The 21,800-nt window shown below is 74.3% G+C and carries 17 protein-coding genes and 1 pseudogene; 7 read left to right on the forward strand and 11 right to left on the reverse strand.

Annotated elements, in window-relative coordinates; translation table 11 throughout:
* Positions 1–117 (forward strand): annotated as a pseudogene (locus ABT247_RS18990) (ABC transporter ATP-binding protein); the annotation flags it as partial.
* 57 nt (positions 118–174) lie between these two features.
* Positions 175–2,739: an ABC transporter permease gene (locus tag ABT247_RS18995; protein ID WP_350743951.1), complete on the forward strand. Its 2,565-nt coding sequence runs from the start codon at positions 175–177 to the stop codon at positions 2,737–2,739.
* Positions 2,740–2,805: 66 nt separating this feature from the next.
* On the opposite strand, the gene ABT247_RS19000 is transcribed toward ABT247_RS18995, so the two are convergent.
* The 5 genes from ABT247_RS19000 to ABT247_RS19020 all read right to left on the reverse strand — a co-directional run bounded on the left by ABT247_RS19000 (position 2,806) and on the right by ABT247_RS19020 (position 8,248).
* Complete coding sequence (locus ABT247_RS19000; protein WP_350743952.1) at positions 2,806–3,519, reverse strand: DUF4232 domain-containing protein; 714 nt, start codon at positions 3,517–3,519, stop codon at positions 2,806–2,808.
* Positions 3,520–3,757: 238 nt separating this feature from the next.
* On the reverse strand, positions 3,758–4,606 hold the full coding sequence (gene efeU / locus ABT247_RS19005) for an iron uptake transporter permease EfeU (protein ID WP_350743953.1): 849 nt from the start codon (positions 4,604–4,606) through the stop codon (positions 3,758–3,760).
* A 73-nt stretch (positions 4,607–4,679) separates the two neighbouring features.
* Positions 4,680–6,014, reverse strand: coding sequence for an iron uptake transporter deferrochelatase/peroxidase subunit (efeB, locus tag ABT247_RS19010; protein WP_350743954.1), 1,335 nt, complete (start codon positions 6,012–6,014; stop codon positions 4,680–4,682).
* Between the two features lie 84 nt (positions 6,015–6,098).
* Positions 6,099–7,247, reverse strand: a complete 1,149-nt coding sequence (gene efeO / locus ABT247_RS19015; protein WP_350743955.1) for an iron uptake system protein EfeO — start codon at positions 7,245–7,247, stop codon at positions 6,099–6,101.
* A gap of 176 nt (positions 7,248–7,423) precedes the next feature.
* Positions 7,424–8,248, reverse strand: a complete 825-nt coding sequence (locus tag ABT247_RS19020; protein ID WP_350743956.1) for an ABC transporter ATP-binding protein — start codon at positions 8,246–8,248, stop codon at positions 7,424–7,426.
* 234 nt (positions 8,249–8,482) lie between these two features.
* Here ABT247_RS19020 and ABT247_RS19025 point away from each other — a divergent pair, with 234 nt between their 5' ends.
* Entirely contained in the window at positions 8,483–10,774 is a 2,292-nt protein-coding gene (locus tag ABT247_RS19025) for an AMP-binding protein (protein ID WP_350743957.1), read from the forward strand.
* A gap of 54 nt (positions 10,775–10,828) precedes the next feature.
* Here ABT247_RS19025 and ABT247_RS19030 read toward each other — a convergent pair whose 3' ends face one another.
* The gene (locus ABT247_RS19030) at positions 10,829–12,157 is read right to left on the reverse strand and encodes a hypothetical protein (protein ID WP_350743958.1); all 1,329 of its coding nucleotides are present in this window, start codon (positions 12,155–12,157) and stop codon (positions 10,829–10,831) included.
* A gap of 25 nt (positions 12,158–12,182) precedes the next feature.
* A complete protein-coding gene (locus ABT247_RS19035) occupies positions 12,183–12,584 on the reverse strand; it encodes a GNAT family N-acetyltransferase (protein ID WP_350743959.1) in 402 nt (133 codons plus the stop codon).
* Positions 12,585–12,742: 158 nt separating this feature from the next.
* On the opposite strand from ABT247_RS19035, the gene ABT247_RS19040 reads away from it, so the two are divergent.
* A complete protein-coding gene (locus tag ABT247_RS19040) occupies positions 12,743–14,335 on the forward strand; it encodes a M4 family metallopeptidase (RefSeq protein WP_350743960.1) in 1,593 nt (530 codons plus the stop codon).
* Positions 14,336–14,360: 25 nt separating this feature from the next.
* Here the strand turns inward: ABT247_RS19040 and ABT247_RS19045 are convergent, their stop codons facing one another.
* The 3 genes from ABT247_RS19045 to ABT247_RS19055 all read right to left on the reverse strand — a co-directional run bounded on the left by ABT247_RS19045 (position 14,361) and on the right by ABT247_RS19055 (position 17,697).
* The gene (locus ABT247_RS19045; protein WP_350743961.1) at positions 14,361–15,449 is read right to left on the reverse strand and encodes a hypothetical protein; all 1,089 of its coding nucleotides are present in this window, start codon (positions 15,447–15,449) and stop codon (positions 14,361–14,363) included.
* Positions 15,450–15,509: 60 nt separating this feature from the next.
* The gene (locus ABT247_RS19050; protein ID WP_350743962.1) at positions 15,510–16,478 is read right to left on the reverse strand and encodes a D-2-hydroxyacid dehydrogenase family protein; all 969 of its coding nucleotides are present in this window, start codon (positions 16,476–16,478) and stop codon (positions 15,510–15,512) included.
* Between the two features lie 268 nt (positions 16,479–16,746).
* Positions 16,747–17,697, reverse strand: a complete 951-nt coding sequence (locus ABT247_RS19055; RefSeq protein WP_350743967.1) for an ArsR/SmtB family transcription factor — start codon at positions 17,695–17,697, stop codon at positions 16,747–16,749.
* Positions 17,698–17,813: 116 nt separating this feature from the next.
* On the opposite strand from ABT247_RS19055, the gene ABT247_RS19060 reads away from it, so the two are divergent.
* Complete coding sequence (locus ABT247_RS19060; protein ID WP_350743963.1) at positions 17,814–18,821, forward strand: oxidoreductase; 1,008 nt, start codon at positions 17,814–17,816, stop codon at positions 18,819–18,821.
* Positions 18,822–19,078: 257 nt separating this feature from the next.
* Here ABT247_RS19060 and ABT247_RS19065 read toward each other — a convergent pair whose 3' ends face one another.
* Complete coding sequence (locus ABT247_RS19065) at positions 19,079–19,603, reverse strand: S1 RNA-binding domain-containing protein (RefSeq protein ID WP_350743964.1); 525 nt, start codon at positions 19,601–19,603, stop codon at positions 19,079–19,081.
* Between the two features lie 219 nt (positions 19,604–19,822).
* Between ABT247_RS19065 and ABT247_RS19070 the strand changes: the two genes are divergently transcribed.
* Both ABT247_RS19070 and ABT247_RS19075 read left to right on the forward strand, forming a co-directional pair.
* Entirely contained in the window at positions 19,823–20,416 is a 594-nt protein-coding gene (locus ABT247_RS19070) for a TetR/AcrR family transcriptional regulator (protein ID WP_350743965.1), read from the forward strand.
* 83 nt (positions 20,417–20,499) lie between these two features.
* Positions 20,500–21,558, forward strand: coding sequence for an SDR family oxidoreductase (locus ABT247_RS19075; protein ID WP_350743966.1), 1,059 nt, complete (start codon positions 20,500–20,502; stop codon positions 21,556–21,558).
* The last annotated feature ends 242 nt before the right edge of the window (positions 21,559–21,800 follow it).

Genomic DNA, 21,800 nt, shown 5'->3' on the forward strand with positions numbered 1-21,800 from the left:
GCCGACCGCGTCGTCTTCCTCGCCGACGGCCGCATCGTCGACGAACTCCACGCCCCCACCGCCGACACCGTCCTGGACCGCATGCGCCGCTTCGACGCCAAGGGCCGCACCAGCTGACCCGGCTCGCACCCCGACGCCACCGACCCACGAGCACTCCAGGACTGACACTCCCCCATGTTCCGCACCGCTCTGCGCAACGTGCTGGCCCACAAGGGCCGGCTCCTCATGACGACGCTGGCCGTCCTGCTCGGCACCGCCTTCGTGGCCGGCACGCTCGTCTTCTCCGACACCCTCGGCGAGGCGCTCAGGACCCAGAACTCCAGGAGCTACACCGACATCGCCGTCACGGTCAGCGACCACGAGGCCGTCGACCGCGGCTACGACCACGGCGGCCGGGCCACCACCGGCCCGACGCTCACCGAGCAGACCCGGGCGAAGGTCGCCGCGCTGCCCGGCGCCGCCGAGGCCCGCGGTGTGGTCAGCGGGTTCGCCGGCATCGCCGACAAGAAGGGCGCGCTGATCGGCGACGGCTTCTCCACCACCGGCACCAACTACGTCCCGGGCGCCGACGGCACCGACCCACGCTACCCGCTGGTGGAGGGCCGCGGCCCCCGGAACGCCTCCGAGGTCGCCCTCGACACCAGGACCGCCGCCAAGGGCGGCTTCAAGGTCGGCGACACCGTCCGCGTCGCGGTCAACGGCCCGGTGATGGAGCTCAGGCTCACCGGCACCCTGCACACCAACGACCCGCGGGTGACGGCCGGCGGCTCGCTGGCCGCCTTCGACACCGACACCGCCCAGCGGCTCTACCTGAGCCCGGGCCGCTTCGCCGAGCTGGACGTCAAGGCCGCGCCGGGCGCCGACGACGCCGCACTGCTCGCCGCCGTCCGGCAGGCCGTACCCCGGGCCGACAGCATCGAGGCCAGGACCGGGCGCGAGCTCGCCGCCGAGCAGGACCGGATGATCAAGCAGAGCACCAGGTTCCTCAGCACCTTCCTGCTGGGCTTCGCGGGCATCGCACTGTTCGTCGGGGTCTTCATCATCGCCAACACCTTCACCATGCTGGTCGCCCAGCGCACCAAGGAGCTGGCCCTGCTGCGCGCCGTCGGCGCCACCCGCCGCCAGATCACCCGCTCCGTGCTGGCCGAGGCACTGCTGGTCGGCCTCACCGCGTCGGTGGCCGGCCTGCTGGCCGGCATCGGCATCGCCGTCGGGCTCAAGGCGCTGCTCAACGGCCCGATGGACGCCAACCTGCCGGACGGCCCGCTGATCGTCGCCCCGTCCACCGTGGTCGCGGCGATCGCGGTCGGCGTGCTGGTGACGGTGCTGGCCGCCTGGCTGCCCGCCCGCCGGGCCTCCCGGATCGCCCCGGTGGCCGCGATGAGCGCGGTCGAGCAGCCCGCCACCCAGAAGAGCCTGGTGCTCCGCAACACCGTCGGCCTGCTGTTCTCGCTGGCCGGTGCGGGCGCGCTGGCCGCCGGCGTGGGCGGCAAGGAGGTCAAGCTGGTCGGGCTCGGCGCGGCCGCGCTGCTGATCGGCGTGTTCGTGCTGACCCCGCTGCTGTCCCGGCCGCTGATCGCGCTGTTCGCCCCGCTGCTGCGCGCCCTGTACGGCACGCCGGGCAAGCTGGCCGGGGAGAACGCGGTCCGCAATCCGCGCCGCACCGCCGCCACCGCCTCCGCACTGACCATCGGCGTCACCCTGATCACCTCGCTGACGGTGATCGGCGCCTCGGTGAACCAGGCCGTGGACAAGGCCGCCGCCACCGAGCTCAAGGCCGACTACACGGTGGCGATGCGCAACGGCTCGATGCTCTCCTCCGACGTCGCCGCCCAGATCGCCAGGACGCCCGGGGTCCGTGCGATGAGCACCGAGCGCAGCGTCCCGGTGACCACCGGGCAGGGCGAGGACGACAGCGAGTGGCTGACCGCCGTGGACGCCGCGACCATCGACCAGCTGGCCGTCGTCAAGGTCCGGGAGGGGTCGGCGGACGCCCTCAGGCAGGGGAAGCTGCTGGTGAGTTCGAGCGTCGCCGACCACGGCGGCCACCGGCTCGGCGACACCCTGGCCGTCACTTACCCGGACGGCGCCAAGGGCTCGCTGACCGTCGGCGGCGTCCTGGAGGCCGGCACCGCGCCCGCCCCGCTGCTCGCCCCGGAGGCGGTGGTCGGCCCGCACGCGCTCCCCGGCTCCGGCCTGAACAAGGTCCTGGTGAAGGGCGCGGACGGCGCGACCGAGGAGCTGAAGCAGGCGCTGCGCGACGCGACCGGTGGCAACCCGCTGATCGCGGTCAAGGGCGAGAAGGAGGTCAAGGCGGAGAACCGCGAGATCCTCACCGGGATCCTCAACATGATGTACGGGCTGCTGGGCATGTCCGTGGTCATCGCGGTGCTCGGTGTGGTCAACACCATGGCGATGTCGGTGTTCGAGCGCCGCCGGGAGATCGGCATGCTGCGGGCGATCGGCCTGGACCGGCTCGGCATCCGCCGGATGGTCCGGCTGGAGTCGCTGCTGATCGCGCTGTTCGGCGGCCTGGTGGGGGTCGGCCTCGGCGTCCTGGTCGCCTGGGCGGGGGTGCGCACGATGGCGGACAGCCTCAAGGGCATCACCACCGTGGTGCCGCCGCTGCAGACCGCCGGCTTCCTGCTCGCGGCCGCTGTGATCGGCCTGCTGGCCGCGCTCTGGCCGGCCCACCGGGCGGCCCGGATGGACGTCCTGGACGCGATCAAGAGCGAGTAGCCGGGGCGCGTGCGGCGAGGAGCCCCCGGGGCGGTTCGGTCGAGCCGCCCCGGGGGCTTCCGCGCGTCACGGCCCGGCGAACACCACGCCCTGGTTGGAGGGCTGCAGGCTGCCGGCGGTCAGGCCCTGGGCGGAGACCGGGAGCTGGGCCACCGGCTTGCCGTCGAGGCCGAGCAGCTCGGCGGTCAGCTGCTCGGTCTCGTCCGGCGGGGTGAGCCGCAGCCCGGTGATCACGTGGCAGGTCGGGTCGGCCTTGTCGCAGGAGTTCCACCTGAGGCCCGCGAAGGCGGTCGTGTTCGGCTTCAGGGTGATCGGCGTCGGCGGGCCGGGGTGCGGCTCCCGCTTGACCGCCAGCGGGTCCGCGCTGCTGTCGGCGCGCAGTCCGCCGAAGCCCGGGTAGCCGAACAGGGTGCAGCTGCGGCCGCCCTTGTTGGTGAGCATCACCATGGCCGAACCGGCGCCCTGGACCTGGACGGTGGCGGAGAGTTCGCCGGCCTTGCACCGCGTGCCGGCCGCCTGGGTCGCCGCCGGCCCGGTCGGTGCCGTGCCGGTCGGTGCCGTGCCGGTCGGCGTCGTACCGGGGGCGGTCGCCCTGCCGGAGCCCGCTGTGCCCGCGCCGGTGCCGGTCGGCCGGCCGGACGCCGCCCCGGCGGCGGTGGTCGCCGCCGGGGCAGGCTGCCCGTCCGTCCCGGCGGCGTCGTTGCAGGCGGTCAGCAGCAGGGCGGCGGCGAGCGCGGTCACACCGGCGGCGACGAGCTTGGCGGGCCTGCGGACGGTCATGGTTCCCCCAGGGGTGGCGATCGGTCACTCGGCGATCGGTGATCGGTGATCGGTGATCGGTGATCGGTGATCGGTTTCGGAGCCTTCGCCGGAGAGCACGACGGCGCGACCGGCCCGGTTGCGGCTGTGACGTACTCATGACGAAACCGCCCCGCCGGGCTGGTGCCGGGCGGGGCGGTTCGCAGGGTTCGGGCGGTCAGGCGGTCGGCCGGTCAGACGGCCTGACCGCGGCCGTCGGTCAGGCGGTCGGCTTGGCGGCCACCGGCTCGGCGGGCTTGGCCTTGCTGCCGCCGCCGATGACGTTGAAGAACACCGCCAGGGTGGGGGCCAGGTAGAGGAGCCAGACCACCAGCTGCAGCACCGTCGGGTCCGGCTGGAAGTTGAACACGCCCTTCAACAGCGTGCCGTACCAGCTGTCCTTCGGGATGGTGCTGGAGATGTCGAAGGCCAGGCTGTGCAGGCCGGGCAGCCAGCCGGCCTCCTGGAGGTCGTGCACGCCGTAGGCGAGCACGCCGGCCGCGACCACCACCAGCATCGCGCCGGTCCAGGTGAAGAACTTGGCCAGGTTGATCTTCAGCGCGCCCCGGTAGAACAGCCAGCCGAGCACCACGGAGGTGAGCAGCCCGAGCGCGGCACCCACCAGCGGGTTCCAGCCGTCGTCGGTGGCCTGGACGGCCGACCAGATGAACAGCGCGGTCTCCAGGCCCTCCCGGCCGACGGCCAGGAAGGAGGTGACCACCAGGGCGGTGGTGCCCATCGCGATCGCGGCGTCCAGCTTGCCGTGCAGCTCGGTCTTCAGGTGCCGGGCGGTGCGCCGCATCCAGAACACCATCCAGGTCACCAGGCCGACCGAGACGATCGACAGCGAGCCGCCGAGCGCCTCCTGGGCCTCGAAGGTCAGCTGCGAGGAACCGAACTGCAGCACCGCGCCGAAGCCCATCGAGAGCACCACGGCCGAGCCGACGCCGAGCCAGACCGGCGGGAGCTTGTCCGTGCGCCCGGTCTTGACCAGATAGGCGATCAGGATGCAGACGACCAGGCTGGCTTCGAGTCCTTCGCGCAGGCCGATCAGGTAGTTGCCGAACACGCGGCCTCCTGGGGGTGTCGTGGGGGTACGGGGGGAGGAGGCGGCCAGGGAGTCGCCGCTCCGGGGCGGGCCGTCAGCCGAACAGGGCCTGGCCCCACCACTCCCCCGGCTTGCGCACGCCCGCCGGGCAGGCGAAGTGGGCGGAACCGACGTGCTGGATGTACTCGTTGAGCTTGTCCGAGGCCGCGAGCCGCTGCTGCAGCGGCACGAAGGCCTTGCGGGTGTCCCGCTGGTAGGCGAGGAAGAACAGGCCCGCGTCCAGGCGGCCGAGGCCGTCGGTGCCGTCGGTGAAGGAGAAGCCGCGGCGCAGGATCATCAGGCCGTTGTTGGCGTCCGGGTGGGCCAGGGCGACGTGCGAGGTCGCGGGCATCGCCTTGAGGTCGGGCGCGTCGTGCTCCTTGGCCTTGCCGTACGGGGCGCCCTCGCCCTTGGTGCGGCCGAAGGTGTCCTCCTGGTCCTTGAGCGAGGAGCGGTCCCAGGTCTCGATGTGCATCCGGATCCGCCGGGCGACGAGGTAGGAGCCACCGGTCATCCACTCCGGGCCGTCCCCGGGCGCCGCCCAGACGTGCTCGGCGAGCTTCGCGGTGTCGGTGCCCGCGATGTTGTGGGTGCCGTCCTTGAACCCCATCAGGTTGCGCGGGGTCTGCTCGTCCGGGGTGGTCGAGGAGGTCTTGCCGAAACCGAGCTGCGACCAGCGGATGCTGACGGTGCCCATCCCGATCCGGGCCAGGTTGCGGATCGCGTGCACGGCGACCTGCGGGTCGTCGGCGCAGGCCTGGACGCAGATGTCGCCACCGCTGCGCAGCGGGTCGAGCTTGTCGCCCTTGAAGTTCGGCAGCTCGATCAGGGCCTCGGGGCGCTGCGCCTTGAGGCCGAAGCGGTCGACGCCGTCCTTCTCGAACAGCGTCGGCCCGAAGCCGATGGTGAGGGTGAGCCGGGAGGCGGGCAGGCCGAGGGCCTCGCCGGTGTCGTCCGGCGGCGCCTCCGCGGAGCCGGGGACGGCGCCGGTGCCGACCTCGCGGCCGCCGGTCATCGCGGCGGCCGCCTTGGTCCACTCCTTGAGCAGCTTGGCCAGGGACTCCCGGGTGGCGTTCTCCGAGACGTCGAAGGCCGCGAAGTGCAACCGGTCCTGGACCGGGGTGGCGATGCCCGCCTGGTGCTCGCCGTAGAACGGCACCTCCGCGGTGGCGGCCGCGACCGGCGCGGGGGCCGGGTCGTCGTCCTGCCGGTCGGCCGCGACGACCGAGCCGACGGCGGCGGCGCCGAGCGCGACGCCCGCACCGGCCCAGCCGATCACGGCGCGGCGGCTGACCGCGCCCCGGTTGGCGGCGGGCGGGGTCGTGGCGGCCTCGGCCGGGGTGGTGGCAGCGGCCGGGGTGCCGTTCTGCTGCTCGTTGTCGGCGTCCATCGGCGGGCGGGCCCTTCTCACTCTGCGGTACTGCGTCGTCGCCGAACTGCTCGGCGCGGGGGGACTGGGGGGTCGTCGGCCGGACTACTTGGCGACCACGGCGGCGGCCAGCTTCGACAGCGGCTCGCCCAGCGAGTTGACCGCGTCGGAGAAGGACTTGCGCTCGGCCTCGGTGACCTTGTCGTACGGCGTGAAGGTGCCGTCGGCCTGCTTGTACTTGGCGAGCAGGGCGTTGATGGCCGCGAACTCGGAGTCGAGGGTCTTGGACAGCTCCGGGTCCTTCTCGGCGGCGACCGGCTTCAGCAGCTCGTAGGCCTTCTGGGCGCCCTCGACGTTGGCCTGGAAGTCCGCGAGGTCGGTGTGGCTGTAGCGGTCCTCCTCGCCGGTGATCTTGTTGGTGGCGACCTCGTCCAGCAGTTCCTTGGCACCGTTGGCCATGCTGGTCGCGGTGATCTCCGCGGTGGGGATCTTCTTCTGCCAGTCCTTGAGGTCGGCGACCAGCCGGTCGGCGAGCTGCTTCTCGTCGTCGCCGATCCGGGCGTCGGCCCAGAGCGCCTTCTCCAGGCGGTGCCAGCCCGTCCACTCCTGGCCCTGCTCGAGCTTGTCCTCGCGGGTGTCGGTCTTGGGGTCGACGTCGCCGAAGCTCTCGGCGACCGGCTCGGTGCGCTCCCAGCCGGTGCGCGAGGGCGCGTACAGCGACTTGGCCTTGTCCAGGTCGCCGCCCTTGATCGCGGCGGCGAAGGCCTCGACGGCCGGGATGGTGGCGTCGGCCTGCTCCTGGGCGTAGGTGCGGTACGCGTCGACGGCGGCCGCCAGGCGCGGGTCGGCCGCGGCGGAGCTGCCGCCCTCGCCGGTCACCGTGATCTTCTGGCGGATACCGTCACCGACCATGCCGGGCTTGCAGGCGACCTCGTACGCGCCGGCCTTGATCTCGGCGTTGACGGTGGCCTTGGTGCCGGGGCCGATGTTCTCGCGCTCGGTGACGATCTTGTCGCCGGCGGCGTAGACGTAGACCTCGGTGGTCTTGGAGCCCTTGTTGCTGATGTCCAGCACCACGTGCCCGGCCGGGAAGCTGGTCCTGGAGACCTCGCAGGCGGTGTCGGTGGCGTTCACCTTCACCGCGTCCTGCGAGCCCGCCTTGTCGTCCTTCTTCGACGCGCAGCCGGCCAGCGTGGCGGTCGCCACGGCGAGGCTGAGCAGGGCGGCTGCGGTGGAACGGCGGCGGGCGGGCATGGGGGCTCCAACGGAAAAGGGCATGAGGGTGCCAGGACCGGATGGCGCGCCGGCCGGGCCGGCGCCTCCTGATTAGCTAAGGCATACCTTACGTAACAACGCCGGTCCGTCGACACCCACCCCCTCGAACCGAGCTCGAACCGTAGCCCGGCCCGTCCGGCGGCCGCCGCCCGGCGCTACCGCCCGGGCGCCCGGCGGGCGGCGGCGCGGGCCGTCCAGCGGCCCTCGTGACGGGAGATCCGGATCGGGTGGCCGAAGGTCTCGCTGATCAGCTCGGTGGTCATCACCTCGTCCACCGGCCCGGCCGCCACGCACGCGCCCGCGCGCAGCAGCAGGGCGTGGGTGGTGCTCTCCGGCAGCTCCTCCAGGTGGTGGGTGACCAGCACGCTGGCCAGCTCGGGGTGCTGGTGGCGCAACAGGTCCAGGCTGTCCAGCAACAGCTCCCGGGCGGTCAGGTCCAGCCCGGTGGCGGGCTCGTCGAGCAGCAGCAGCCGGGGGCTGGGCATCAGCGCGCGGGCGATCAGCGCCCGGCCGCGCTCGCCCTGGGACAGCGTGGTCCACGGGGCCTCGGCCATGGCCGCCATGCCGAGGGTCTCGATCAGCCGCTCGGCGCGCTCCACCGTCTCGGGGGCGGGCTTGCGGTGCCACTCCGGCTCGATGGTGTTGGTGTGCCCGGTGAGCACCACCTCCCGCACGGTCAGCGGCGAACGCAGCGGGTGGCGCGGGTTGACGTGCCCGAGGTGGGCGCGCAGCTCGCGGACGTCCACCCTGCCGAGCCGCCGGCCGAGCACGTCGACCGTGCCCCGGGTCGGGTGGGAGACCGCACCCAGCAGGGCGAGCAGGGTGGACTTGCCCGCGCCGTTGGGGCCGAGCAGGGCCCAGTGCTCGCCGGGCCGGATCTCCACGGTGATCCCGCGCAGCAGGTGGCGGCCGTCGCGCACGACGTCCACGTCGTGGGTGCGCAGCAGCGGGCCGTCGAAGGAGGGGTCGGGCGGGGTCATGGGTCGGGTCTCCGATCTCGGCGCCGGTCGGGTACGGGCGGGGCGCCGCACCGGACGGGCTGGCGCCGACCGTCCGTGTGCACCGTACATCCGGCGGCCGTTCCGGAGCCGGGCCGTCCGCGTGGTGGACGTGCCACGGCATTCCGGGAGGTGCCAGAACCCTGTTGCGCGGGGGCAGTTGGGAGGAGGATTGTGCCTTTCCCAGGGGACCGAGGGGGACGAGGGGGAGGCTCGATGACCACGGACGGAACGACGGGAACGGACGACGCGGCGCGGAAGGACAGCTCGGCGGGAACCGGTGACCCGGCGGCCCCGGGCGACCGGGCGGCGACGGGCGGCGCGGCAGGTGCCGACAGCTCGGCGGGAACGGCCGACGCGGCGGCCCCGGCCGACCGGGTGGGGACGGCCGGCGCGACCGCCACCGGGGCCGGCGCCGGGGTCGGCGCCGCGACGACGCTGCACGGGCTGGTCGAACGGCAGGCCCGGCGCGCACCGGACGCGGTGGCGGTGCGCTGCGGCGACGCCGAGCTGACGTACGGGGAACTGGACGCGCGGGCCGACCGGCTGGCCGCCGCGTTGGCGGCCGGCGGCCTGGGCCCGGGCGGCCGGGCGGCGGTCGCGCTGGGCCGCGGCACCGAGGTGTACGTCGCACTGCTCGCGGTGCTGAAGGCGGGCGCGGCCTTCGTACCGCTGGAGCCGACCGCGCCCGACGCCCTGCTGCGGCACCTGCTGACCGACTCCGAGCCCGACCTGGTGCTGACCGAGGAGCGCTACCGCCTCCGGCTTGCCGACGCGGGCCGGGCCCGGGTGGTCTGCGTCGACACGCTCGCGCTGCCGGACGGCGCGTTCGAGCGCCCCGAGGTCGCCCCGGGCGACCCGGCCTGCGTCTTCTACACCTCCGGCACGACCGGCCTGCCGTCCGGCGCCGTGATCGAGCACCGCAACCTGCTGGCCGCGTACGACGCTTGGCGCGAGGTGTACGGCCTGTCGGCCGAGGACCGGATCCTCCAGACGGCGAGCCTGGAGTTCGACGTCTTCACCGCCGACTGGGTCCGCGCGCTGGGCACCGGCGCGACCCTGGTGGTCACCCCGTTCAACCTGACCCTGGACCGCACCGCCGACCTCGCGGCGCTGCCCGCGCTGGTGGCGCAGGAGCGGATCACCGTCATGGAGCTGAACGTCCGCACCGCACGCCGCCTCACCGCCCTGCTGGCCAGGACCGGCCGCGCGCTGCCCGGGGTGCGGCTGCTCACCGTGGGCGCCGAGAAGTGGTACCTGGACGAGCAGTTGGGCCTGCAACGGCTGCTCGGGGACGGCACCCGGGTGCTCAACGTCTACGGCCTGGCCGAGGCCACCGTGGACAGCACCTACTTCGACGTGCGCGGCGCGGCCGCCGCCGAGGGCGCCGAGCGGGTCTCGCTGGTCGGCCGGCCCTTCCCCGGCACCCGGGTGTACGTGCTGGGGCCGAACGCCACCCCGGTGGCCGCCGGGCGGGTCGGCGAGATCGCCATCGCGGGCTCCGGACTGGGCCGCGGCTACCTCGGCCGGCCGGCCGAGGACGCCCGCCGTTTCGTCCGGGCCGACTTCGACCCGGACGGGCGGGTGCTGCTGACCGGCGACCTCGGACTGCTGCGGGCGGACGGCGTCCTGGAGTTCATCGGCCGGGCCGCGACCGTGGTCGGGCCGCTCGGTGCGGAGCGGGCGACCACGGTGACCACCCGGGTCAAGGCGGCGGCCCGCGCGGAGGGCGCGTTGCGGGCGCACCCGGCGGTGCAGGAGGCCGCCGTCGTCGACGTGGAGCCGGCACCGGGGCAGCGGCGGCTGATGGTGGGCTACGCGGTGCCCGCGCCGGGGGCGGAGGGCGCGGACGGCTGGTCGCTCACCGAGTACCTGCGCACGAAGCTCAACGGCTTCTCCACGCCCGCCGCGGTCATCACGGTCCCCGAGCTGCCGCGCACCCGCGCCGGGAAGCTGGACCGCGCGGCGCTGCCGCTGCCGGCCCCGCCGGAGCACACCCGGCCGCGCTCGGCGAAGGCCGGTGGCGGCCGGCCCGGCGGAAAGGGCGGTGGCAAGGCCGGGGGAGGCGCCTCCGACCAGTCGAGCCCGGTCGGCTGCCTGGCCGCCTTCGTCACGGTCGCCGCCACCCTCTTCACCCGGGCCGGCACCGACTACTTCTTCCCGGGCTCGACCGACCTGTCGGCGGTGCCCTCCGGGTACCACTTCTGGTTCGGGCTCCTCTACTGGGGCGAGTGCGCCGCGTTCGGCGCCGGGTTGGCCTTCCTGTTCACCGGCCTCCCGGCGGTGCTGCGACAGGGCCGGTCGCTTCGCCTGTCCCTGCTCACGTATCTCTCGGTGTTCTGGCTGCTCGCCTCCTGGTGGCCGCAGGACAACCTCTACCGGCTCACCGACGCCACGGACTGGCCGCGGGAGACCGCGATGGTCTACCTGTTCAACCTCCCGCTGATGGCGGCCGCGGTGGTCGTCGTGGTCTTCCTGCTGCGGCAACCGAAGAGCCGGAAGGGGTAGGAGCCGGTGCTGGAGCCTGTGCAGGATCGGGTGCCGGCGGCGCAGGGTCGGGTGTCAGCGCAACGCCTCGAACATCCCGGTCAACGCGTGGTTGGCCGCCGCCAGCAACGCCTGCGCGGCGTCCAGCGCCTCGGCGTCCGGCCCGGCGAGCGCCAGGCCGACGAAGGGCTGTGGGTCACGGGCCGCCGTCGGGATCAGCGGCAGCAGGGTGACGCCGAGCCGGGCGCAGCGCGGGCGCAGCCGGTCGAGGTGGTCGTAGAGCGCTTCGGGGCCGAGGCGGGCGCCGAGCGGCATCGCGTCCAGGGTGCGGACGAGGTGGCCGGGGCCGCGTACCCGGTCGAGGCGTTCGCGCAGCATGAAGGCGACGGCGGGGCCGGTGAGCCGCAGGTTGATCTCGGTGGGCGCGAGCCGGCGCCGCCGGTCGGTGACGAAGTCGACGTCGTACCAGCCCCGGTAGCCCTCGGCGGCCAGCCGCTCCCCCACGGCGAGGGCGAAGTCGCGGGCCGTCTCGGCGGCGGCCCGCGGCACCGTGCCGGGGCCCGTCGTGGCGCCCTGGTAGCGGGTGCCGGCCACCTCCATGGCGGCCGCGCCGACCGGGTGGACGGTGCCGTCCGGGCCGACCAGGGCGTCGTAGGTGAGGTCGCGCAGCCGGGCCGCCGGGCCCGGGTCGACGTACTCCTCCAGCAGCAACGGCCCCTGCGGGGGCATGATTTCGGAGCGGACCAGGCGGCGCAGCAGGACGCCCGCACCACCGGCGGCGAACACGTCGGCGGGTTCGACCACGACCGTGCCGTAGCCGCCGACGCCGTGCGGGCTCTTCAGCACCGTGGTCAGGCCCCGGGTGGCCCGGAGGGTGAGCCGGCGGGCGGCGCGGCGGCGGCCGTCCGGGCGCTCCTGGGCCGGGACGGTGATGCCGGGGTGCCCGGGCGCGAGGGCGGTGAACAGTTCGTGGGCGGCGGCCTTGGACTCGTACCGGAGGACGGCGGCCAGCTCGGGGCCGTCGCCGTCCGCCGCGGTGCGGCCCCAACGGACCACGGGGTGGCCGGAGTCGGCGATCCGCGCCGCCAGGGCGGGGCGTTCGGCGAGCGCCGCGGCCACCGTCCGGTCGGCCGCCACGCCGTCGTGCACCTCCACCGGCCCCCACTCCAACTCCCGGGCCAGCCAGTCGGTCCACGCCCGGTCGACCTCGGCGGGCAGCACCAGGAGCGCCGGTTCGGGGCTGTAGCCGACGGCCAGGCAGGCGTAGTGGTGCGCCTGCCGCAGCCGGCGGTCGCGCTGGGCCGTGTCGAGGCCCGGGGCGGTGAACTGGGCGTTGAAGTCCGCGACGTTGCCGATGTGGACCGCTGCCCGCCCGCCGGTCCAGGCCCCCACCCATCCGTCCATGGGCCGGAAGCCTAGGACCTCGCGGTCACAGTGCCAACAGCCCGGCCTCGGTGGGCTTCAGGCCGCACGCGTCGAGGTAGAGGGTGCGAAGGTGGGGCTCGAAGTCGACGTGCAGCCAGGTGCAGCCCGCCGCGCGGGCGCCGTCGGCGGCCTCGGCCACCAGGCGGGTGGCGATGCCCTGCCGCCGGGCGTGCGGCGCGACGACGGTGTCGAGCAGGAAGGCGTGGGCGCCGCCGTCCCAGGCGAGGTTGACGAAGCCGACCAGGGCGGTGTCGGTGGTTCGCCGGGCGGTGACCCAGCCGAGGCTGTGCCGCTCCAGCCGGAGCAGCCGACCGCCGGGTCGGTCGGCGTGGCCGAAGCCCTCGGCGTGCAGGGCGTCGAGTTCGGGGTCGGTGAGCGGGCCGCGCCACGCGTAGTCGATCGTCACGACCGCACTGTAGAGCAGATGTTAACTTCCGATCATTTTTGACTGACAAAGGACACAACTTGGCAAAGCTATGACCTTCCCTCTAGCTGTGGATGACTGACCGCCGTCAATCTCTGACCCAGCTCCCATCCCTGCAGCAAACCCCCACTGGAGTCAGAGTGACCCCCACGTCCTCCTTCCGCCGTGCCCGCGTGGCCGCAGCCGTCGCGGTCGTCGCCGCCCTCGCCGGCGCGACCGTCCCCGCCGCCACCGCCTCCGCCGCCACCGACCCCCGTGCCGCCGCGATAGCCCAGGCCCGCGCCAACGTCGCCCACCACGCCTCGGTGTTCGGCTTCGGCTCCGGCCAGGACCTCGTGCTCAAGGACGTCGTGCTCGACGCCGACGGCACCTCGCACGTCCGCTTCGACCGCACCTACCAGGGCCTGCCGGTGGTCGGCGGCGACCTGGTCGTCCACCAGGACGCCAGGGGCGCGCTGAAGGACTCCTCGCGCGCCGCCGCCCACGACGCCGCCGTGAGGTCCACCGTCCCCAAGGTGTCCGCGCAGTCCGGCGCGGCCGGTGCGCTGTCCGCCGCCCCGGGCGTGCGGGACGCCGTCAGCACCCCGGAGCTGGTCGTCTGGGCCGCCGACGGCACCCCCCGCCTCGCCTGGCGGACCACCGTCGAGGGCACCGGCGCGCACGGCGAGCCGGCCGGCACGGTCGTCGTCACCGACGCCACTACCGGCGAGCAGATCGAGTCCTACGACGCCGAGCACCACGCCTCGGGCACCGGCAACTCGGAGTACACCGGCACGGTCACCCTCGGCACCACCCCGGTCAGCGGCGGCTACACCCTGACCGACCCGGTCCGCGGCCACGTCACCAAGGACGCCCACAACCTCTCCGCGAGCTCGGTCAAGGCCTCCTCCGGCACCGCCTTCACCAGCACCACCAACGTCTGGGGCGACGGCCGGAAGTTCTCCACCGACCGCTCCACCGCCGCCGTCGACGCCCACGCCAACACCGCCTGGACGTACGACTACTACAAGAACACCTTCGGCCGGAACGGCATCAAGAACGACGGCAAGGGCGCCACCGTCTTCGTCCACGTCGGCACCGCCTGGGACAACGCCCAGTGGTCCGACAGCTGCTTCTGCATGATGACCGGCGACGGCGACGGCTCCCACGACCCCGAGCAGGTCGACCTCGACACGATGGGCCACGAGATGACCCACGGCGTCACCAGCGCCACCGCGAACCTCCGCTACAGCGGCGAGTCCGGCGGCCTCAACGAGTCCACCAGCGACATCTTCGGCACCATGGTCGAGTGGTACGCGAACAACGCCATCGACACCCCCGACTACCTGTTCAGCGACCAGTCCACCCCGCCGTGGCTGCGCCGCTTCGACAAGCCCTCCCTGGACGGCTCCTCGGCGGACTGCTGGAGCAGCTCGGTCGGCAAGCTGGACGTGCACAACTCCTCGGGCGTCGGCAACCACTGGTTCTACCTGGCCAGCGAGGGCAGCGGCAGCAAGACCATCAACGGCTTCACCTACAACAGCCCCACCTGCAACGGCTCCACGGTGACCGGCATCGGCAACCAGAAGGTCGCCAGGATCTGGTACCGCGCACTGACCGTCTACATGACGTCCACCACCACCTACAAGGGCGCCCGCACCGCCTCGCTCAGCGCGGCCAAGGACCTCTACGGCCTCAACAGCGCCGAGTACGCGGCCGTCGCGGCGGCCTGGAGCGGCGTCAACGTCAACTGACGCCGGTACTGCCGGCGCTGTACGGCTAGTGGTCGAACCCCACGTGGACGTGGTCGTGGTGGGTGTCGTCGGTGAAGAACTGGTTGCCGGCGCCCGCGATCGCCAGCGGTCCGCCCACGTTGTACGAGCCGGCGGCGGCCGCGTCCCGCATGAAGGACTCGATCAGCTGCCGGGGCGTCGCCGGGTCCACCACCGCCCGGCCGTCGATCCGCCAGACGTCGAAGGCCCGGCCCAGCGGATGGTCGCTGGGCCGGGTCGTCCCGAACACGTCCAGCGGGTGGCCGCTGCGCACCACGCTCACCGTGAGCGAGTACGGGCCGGCCAGCCGCAGCATCGCCGTCAGCACGGAGTCGTGGACGGCGCCGCTGCGCAGGTCGGCCGCGGCGGCGGGCGGCAGCTCGATCCTCGGCTGGGCCAGCACCCCGGCCACGGCCGCGCCGGGCGAGGCGGCGGCCGCCCCCGGCTCCGCCGGGTGCAGCGCGGTGACGGTCCAGCGCGGCTCGGCCCGGCTCAGCCGGACGTCCACGGTGGTGCCGCCCTCGGCCACCGACCCGTCGGAGGCCCTGGTCCACTGGCGGCAGACCACCAGCACGCTCGCCGAGTCGGCGAGGATCCCGCCGTACTGGGCGTCGATCACTTCCAGGCTCGCCTCGGCCGCCGCCGGGGCCAGCGGGCCGGCCTGGTCCGCCAGTCCGGTGGGCAGGCCCAGCGCGGCCACCCGGCTCCGGGCCGCCTCCACGCCCTGCCCGCCGGGCGGCCAGGCGCCGAGCGCGGCGACCAGCTCGACTGCTCGGCGCTTGACGTCGGGCTGGATCTCGCCCGGACCGGGCTGCCAGAGCGGCGGGTTGGGGAGCGCGGTGGGGGACGGGGTCTGAGGCGGCGTCGGGGTTTGCGGCTGTGCCGGGGCCTGAGACTGTGTCGGGGTCGGCGTCGGCGTCCGGGCCGGAGCCGGGGTGGTCTCCCCGCTCTGGGGCGCAGCGGTGCCCGAGGTCGTCGAAGCCGCCCGTGGCGCGCCCCCGCTCGAACACCCCGCCGCGCCCAGCAGCACCCCTGCCGCGGCCGCCCGCAACACCGCGCGCCTGCCCGTGCCCCGGCCACCGTCTCCGCTCGTCATGCGGTCAGTATGCGGACCCGGGCGCCTCCGGGGCCTCCGGGGCCGCCCGGGCCGCCGACATCAGCCCAGACGGCGGATCGGCTTCCCCGCGAGGAAGGCGGCGATGTCCTCCACCGCCTCGCCGTAGTACCGCCGGTAGTTGTCCCGCGAGACGTAGCCCAGGTGCGGGGTGGCCAGCAGCCGGGGTGCGGTGCGCAGCGGATGGTCGGCCGGCAGCGGCTCGGTGTCGAAGACGTCCACGGCGGCGCCCGCGATCCGGCCTGCGGTGAGCGCGGCGAGCAGCGCGTCCTGGTCGACGATCGCCGCCCGGGAGGTGTTGACGAGGTAGGCCTCGGGCTTCATCAGGGCGAGTTCGGCCGCGCCGACCAGCCCCCGGGTGCCCTCGTTGGAGGCGAGGTGGACGGAGACGAAGTCGCTCTCGCGCAGCAGTTCCTCCTTGCCTGCGGCCCGGCGCACGCCCGCCCGGGCCGCCCGTTCGTCCGTCAGGTTCCGGCTCCAGGCGACGACGTCCATCCCGAAGGCCAGCCCGACCCTGGCGACCAGGCTGCCGATCCGTCCGAGGCCGAGGATGCCGAGCACCCGCCCGTGCAGATCGGCGCCGACGGTGCTCTGCCAGGGGCCGCCCTCGCGCAGCGCGGTGTTCTCCTGGACGATGCCCCGGGCCAGGCCGAGCAGCAGGGCCCAGGTCAGTTCGACCGGCGGGGTGCCGGAACTCGCGGTGCCGCAGACCGTGACGCCGCGCTCCTCGGCGGCCGCGTAGTCGATCACCGAGTTGCGCATGCCGGAGGCGATCAGCAGCTTGAGCCTCGGCAGCCGGGCGAACAGCGAGGCGGGGAACGGCACCCGTTCGCGCAGGGTGACGACGATGTCGAAGTCGGCCAGCGCGGCGGCGAGTTCCTCCTCGGAGCCGTGGTGCCGGCGGAAGGCCGTCACCGACACCCGGTCGGCCACCGGGGACCAGTCGGCGAGGCTGGTCGAGACGCCCTGGAAGTCGTCCAGGACGGCGCAGCGAAGGATCGGAATCGTCATGCCCGCACTCTTGCAGAGGCCGCGGCCGCCCGGCGTGCCGGGTCCGGCCACGGGCTCCGGCCCGCCTCCGGGCGCCGCCGGACGCCACGGGGCGTCGCCGGGTTGGATCGGGGCGCTACCGGGCGCCGCCGGACGCCGCCGGGTTCGATCGGGGCGCCACCGGACGCCGCCGGGTTCGATCGGGGTGCCACCGGACGCCGTCGGGTTCGATCGGGGGGCTCGGCACCGCGCGTTTCGGGTGAGCTGACGACCGGCGGAGACCTGCGGGTCAGTCCCCCGCCAGCGGGGCCAGCAACGCCTCCGCCGACGCCGTGCGCGCGTACAGCACCGACCGTCCGGCCCGGTGGGCGCTGACCAGCCGGGCGTCCCGCAGGGCCGTCAGGTACTGGGACACCGCCGACGGCGACAGCCCGGTGCGCCGGGCCAGCTCGGTCGTGGACGCCGGCACCGTCAGCTCGGTCAGCAGCCGGGCGCGGGAGCGGCCGAGGACGGCGGCCAGCGCCTCGGTGCCCGCCGTCGGGGCGGTCACCCACAGCGTGCCGGTTCCCCTTGCCGGGTAGGCGAGTTGCGGCGGATCCTGCCGGCCGAGGCGGGTGTACAGGTGCGGGCCGGTGAAGGCGGACGGGATCAGCAGCAGGCCCGCCCCGGCCGTCCGGTGGGGCAGCGGGCGGGTGCGGCGACGCAGCCGCAGCGCGTCCTCCGTCCACCGCAGCTCGGCGTGCAGGTCGTTGAGCACCCGGGCGGCCCCGTGCTCGGCGGCCTGGCGGGCCCGGTGCAGCACGTCCGCGTCCAGCACCGCCCGGATCCTCGCCCAGTACGGCGCCAGCGCCAGCTCCCAGTACGCCTCGACCGCCTCGGCGAGCCGGGCCAGCCCGCCCGCCGGGTCGGTGTGCAACGCCCGCAGCCGGGGCCCGAGTCGGCCCTGTTCCTCGGCCAGCCGGTCCAGGTCCCGCCGGACCTGCTCGCCGGGGGTGGCCCGGATCACGGCGAGTTCCTCGGCCAGGGTGGGGGCGGGCCCGGTCGGTGCCGGGTTGACGAAGTCGGGCACGTAGCCGGCCGGTGGGACGAGCTCGGCGAGCAGCCCGTACGCCGGGCCGAGCGCCGCCAACCGGGGCCGCACCTGTTCGGCCCACGGCCGGTGCACCGCGTGCGGCAGGCCGGAGCCCAGCAGCCGCAGGCTCGGCCCGACCTCCCACATCGGGGAGACGGCGAACCGCATCCGGGCCAGGTCCCCCGCCGTGAACAGCAGCTCCACCGCCAACGCCGCACCCCCGTGGATTCGCACATCCTCGAATCAATGGCGATCAGGCTAGTGCACTCGCGATCATGCCGGGCATGACCACCGACAGCGCGGTGACCGCCGCCACCGCATCCTCCGCGTCCTCCTCGGCCACCCCCACGGGACTGGCCGCCACCGCCACGGACCTGGCCACCCCCGCCGCGGCCGCCGCCCCCGCTGCAGCCGCCGCCGGCACCTGGACCCTCGGCGACCGCACCGTCCACCGGATCGGCTTCGGTGCGATGCGCCTGCCGCAGACCGGCCCCGCGCTCGTGCCCCACGCCGTACCGCGCGACCGCGACCAGGCCCTGCGGGTGCTACGCCGCGCGGTCGAACTGGGCGTCAACCACATCGACACCGCCGCCTTCTACTTCTCGCCGCTGCGCTCCGCCAACGAACTGATCAACCGGGCCCTCGCGCCCTACTCCGACGATCTGGTGATCGCCACCAAGGTCGGGCCCGCCCGCGGCATCGACGGCGAGTGGACGGAGCACGCCCGCACCCCCGAACGGCTGCGCGCCCAGGTCGAGCAGAACCTCCGCCAACTCGGCCGCGACCACCTCGACCTGGTCAACCTGCGGATCCTCGGCACCGACTCGATCGCCGAACGCTTCGGCGCACTGGCCGAGCTGCGCCGGGCCGGACTGATCCGCCACCTCGGCCTGTCCAACGTCCACCCGCACCAGCTCGCCGAGGCCCGGACCATCGCCCCCGTGGTCTGCGTGCAGAACCCGTACGGCATCGGTGCGCAGGCCCACCAGGACGAACTGCTGCGGCTCTGCGGCGAACAGGGCATCGCCTTCGTCCCGTTCTACGCCATCGCCGGCGCCGGACGCCAGCACGGCGCCGGCACCCCCGAGCCCGACCAGGTCCAGGCGGTGGCCCGGGCCCGCGGCATCAGCACCGCCCAGGTCCGGATCGCCTGGACGCTGCACCGGGGCCCGCACGTCCTCGCCATCCCGGGCACCGGCGACGTGGCCCACCTGGAGGACAACGTCGCCGCCGGCGCCATCCGGCTCACCCCCGAGGAACTCGCCCTGCTGGACCAGGCCCACACCGCCTGACGGGGCCGCCCCGACCGCCACCCGCCGCCTCTCCCTCCGCCTCCCGCGGGGTCGGGGGCGGCCGGCGGCGGGCGGCTGTTCGGGCCGCACCGCCGCCGGCATTCGGCGACGCGCGTCGGCAAGCCGATCGCAGCGTCCGCCGCGGACGTCGCACAGATCAGGCTCGGCGAAGGCCATCGCCTTCCTGGCCTGGTCAGGAGCTTCGCGAAGCCGTTCCCCACCCGAGGTGGCAGGTCGTTCCGTTCCGGCACCGCCGATCATGTGAGCGACAGGCGAATGCGGCGCATCGACGGGTCGACCGCCGCGATCCGCGCGGTCATCACATCGCCGATCCGGACGTCCCGGTCCGTTTCTGCTGCCGACAGTTCGGAGCTGTGGAGGAGCCCTTCGATCCCGTCATCGAGGCCCACGAAGGCACCGAACGGGACCAGCTTCGTGACGCGGCCCCTGACGACGCTGCCCACGCGCCCGGACCAGACGAGCCATGGATTCTCCTGACGGGCGACCAAGGACAGCACAGCCTGCCCACGCCCCTCGATGTCCAGCGCCAGGACCTCGGCGCTCACCCGCTGCCCGAGCGACACCGCTTCGCGACACGAGGAGATCCATCTCCACGAGAGCTCGGGCGGAGGGATGAAGCCCACCGAAGCCTCCGGCGCCCCGTCGAGATCGACGAACACACCGAAATTCTCGATCCCGCTCACCGCCCCTGCCACGGCGTCGCCTGGGCGGAGCGACAGGAGGAAGGCTCTCAGGGCCTTGGAAGGGCGCGGATACGTCACGGCCCAGAACCTATCCCTCGGACTCGAACATCCGAACCTACCGGCATCTGCGCCAGGCAGAGGCCGGGCGGGCGCGGGCCGGGGCGGGCTCGGGCGCAACGGGGCGGGCGGGCTAGCTGGCGCGGACCGGGGTGGCTGAAGCTCGGGCGCGAGACCGCTCGGCCGCCCGGCCACCCGCCCGGTCGACAGAATATGCAGACCGGTCTACAGTTTCATTCCATGGGAGCCAAGGGCGAGGAGACCCGGGCCCGGCTGATCGCCGGCACCCGGGAGCTGATCGAGGAACAGGGGTACTTCGGCACGGGCCTCAACCAGGTCCTGGCCGCCACCGGCGCACCGCGCGGCTCCCTCTACTTCCACTTCCCCGGCGGCAAGGACCAGCTGGTCGCCGCCGCGCTGATCCAGTCCGGCCAGGAGGTCGCGGACCTGCTGACGGCGGCAGCCGCCGAGGGGAGCGACGCCGCCGGGCTCGTCCAGCGCCTCACCGAGGTGTTCGCCGAGCGCCTCGAGCGGTCCGGCTACACCAAGGGCTGTCCGATCGCGACCGTCGCCCTCGAGGTCGCGGGCACCAACGAGCCGCTGCGCGCCGTCTGCGCCGAGGTGTACGACGGCTGGCAGCACATCCTGGCCGGGCAGTTGACAGCCGGGGGGTTCCGTCCGGCCGAGGCCGAGGTCGCCGCCGGGCAGGCGCTCGCCCTGATGGAGGGCGCGGTGCTGCTGGCGTCGGCCAGGCGCAGCCGCGCGCCGCTGGACGACGCCCGGTACGCCGTCCTCCATCTCCTCGGCGCGGAGCAGTCCGGCCGCCGCCGGTAGGTCCGGAGCGGGCCGCCGCCTCGGCCGCGAGCTCCCTCATGCGCGAAAAATATGCAGACCGGTCTACAGAAAGACACCCCCGGATGACCGCCACTCCTCCCCCGCCGCGCACGCTCGTCCTCGGCGCCAACGGCTTCCTCGGCCGCTGGCTGGTCCTCGAACTACTCACCCGCGCAGAGCCCGTGGCCGCCGCCGTCCGCGACGCCCGGCGCGCCACCGACCTCCGTCACTGGCTGCGGGAGCACGGCGCCGACACCGCCCCACTCACCACCGTCACCGCCGACCTCACCCACCCCGGCCTCGGCCTCACCCCGGACGACGACGCCCGGCTCACCGAGGTCCGCGACGTCCACAACCTCGCCGCCCGCTACGAGTTCGGCCTCACCCGCGCCCAGGCCGAACCCCCGAACGTCCTCGGCGCCCTGCACGCGCTGCACTGGTCCGCCACCCGGCCGCGGTTGCGCCGCCTGGTCCACCTCTCCGGCTACCGGGTCGGCCGCGACGCCGACCCCCGCTACCCGCTCGAGGCCACCACCACCGCCGACCTCTACACCCGCCTCGGCGCGTACGAAGCCTCCAAACGACTCGGCGACGCCGCCGTCCGCGTCACCGCGCCCCGGCTCGGCGTCCCGCTCACCACCGTCAACCCGAGCAGCGTCATCGGCCACTCACGGACCGGCGAAGCCGGCCAGTACCTCGGCCTCGCCCAACTCGTACGCCAGCTCCACCGCGGCCGGCTCCCCCTGCTCCCCGGCAACCGGCGCACCTTCCTGCCCGTCGTCACCGTCGACCACCTGGCTCGCTTCCTCGCCGCCGTCCCCACCCACGACCGCGCCCCCGCGGCGGCCCACACCGTCCTGGACCCCGCCACCCCCGTCCTCCCCGACCTGATCTCCCTCCTCGCGACCCACCTCGGCGTCCGCCCACCCCGCGGCCGCATCCCCGTCCCCGTCGTCCGCCGCCTCCCCCGCGCCCTCACCGGAGCCGACCCGGAGACCCTCACCTTCCTCTCCGAGGACCGCTACGACACCTCCTCCGCCGACCACCTGTCCGCCGCCGCAGGAATCACCCACCCACCCGTCATCCCCGCCCTCCGCCACTGGTCCACCCGCCTGGTCCAGGACGCCTTCGGCCACCGCTGACCACACCCCGCACAGAAAGTCGACCCACCCGACTTCCCACTCCCTACCACCGCCCCGCCGCCCCGCGCGTGAGAAGTCGACCCACCCGACTTCCCACGCGCGCCTCGCCAGTCGCAAGGCCCCAAGGAAGGCGTCCCGTTCCTCCGCCCCATCCCCAGATCGCCACCTTCCGCACCGGCCGGGGGGGGGGGGGGCGGGCGGCGGGGCGGACGGGCGGCGGCGCGGCCGGAGAGAGGGGGGAA

Origin of the sequence: Kitasatospora sp. NPDC001539, from assembly GCF_040298565.1 — a bacterium.
Lineage (GTDB): Bacteria > Actinomycetota > Actinomycetes > Streptomycetales > Streptomycetaceae > Kitasatospora.

Coding starts and splice junctions, on each gene's coding strand:
- ABT247_RS19050 (WP_350743962.1), bottom strand. CDS start 16,478: ATGACGATTCCGATCCTTCGCTGCGCCGTCCTGGACGACTTCCAGGGC.
- ABT247_RS19025 (WP_350743957.1), top strand. CDS start 8,483: ATGACCACGGACGGAACGACGGGAACGGACGACGCGGCGCGGAAGGAC.
- ABT247_RS19070 (WP_350743965.1), top strand. CDS start 19,823: ATGGGAGCCAAGGGCGAGGAGACCCGGGCCCGGCTGATCGCCGGCACC.
- efeB (WP_350743954.1), bottom strand. CDS start 6,014: ATGGACGCCGACAACGAGCAGCAGAACGGCACCCCGGCCGCTGCCACC.
- ABT247_RS19075 (WP_350743966.1), top strand. CDS start 20,500: ATGACCGCCACTCCTCCCCCGCCGCGCACGCTCGTCCTCGGCGCCAAC.
- ABT247_RS19055 (WP_350743967.1), bottom strand. CDS start 17,697: ATGCGGTTCGCCGTCTCCCCGATGTGGGAGGTCGGGCCGAGCCTGCGG.
- ABT247_RS18995 (WP_350743951.1), top strand. CDS start 175: ATGTTCCGCACCGCTCTGCGCAACGTGCTGGCCCACAAGGGCCGGCTC.
- ABT247_RS19045 (WP_350743961.1), bottom strand. CDS start 15,449: ATGACGAGCGGAGACGGTGGCCGGGGCACGGGCAGGCGCGCGGTGTTG.
- efeO (WP_350743955.1), bottom strand. CDS start 7,247: ATGCCCGCCCGCCGCCGTTCCACCGCAGCCGCCCTGCTCAGCCTCGCC.
- ABT247_RS19030 (WP_350743958.1), bottom strand. CDS start 12,157: ATGGACGGATGGGTGGGGGCCTGGACCGGCGGGCGGGCAGCGGTCCAC.
- ABT247_RS19020 (WP_350743956.1), bottom strand. CDS start 8,248: ATGACCCCGCCCGACCCCTCCTTCGACGGCCCGCTGCTGCGCACCCAC.
- ABT247_RS19000 (WP_350743952.1), bottom strand. CDS start 3,519: ATGACCGTCCGCAGGCCCGCCAAGCTCGTCGCCGCCGGTGTGACCGCG.
- ABT247_RS19060 (WP_350743963.1), top strand. CDS start 17,814: ATGACCACCGACAGCGCGGTGACCGCCGCCACCGCATCCTCCGCGTCC.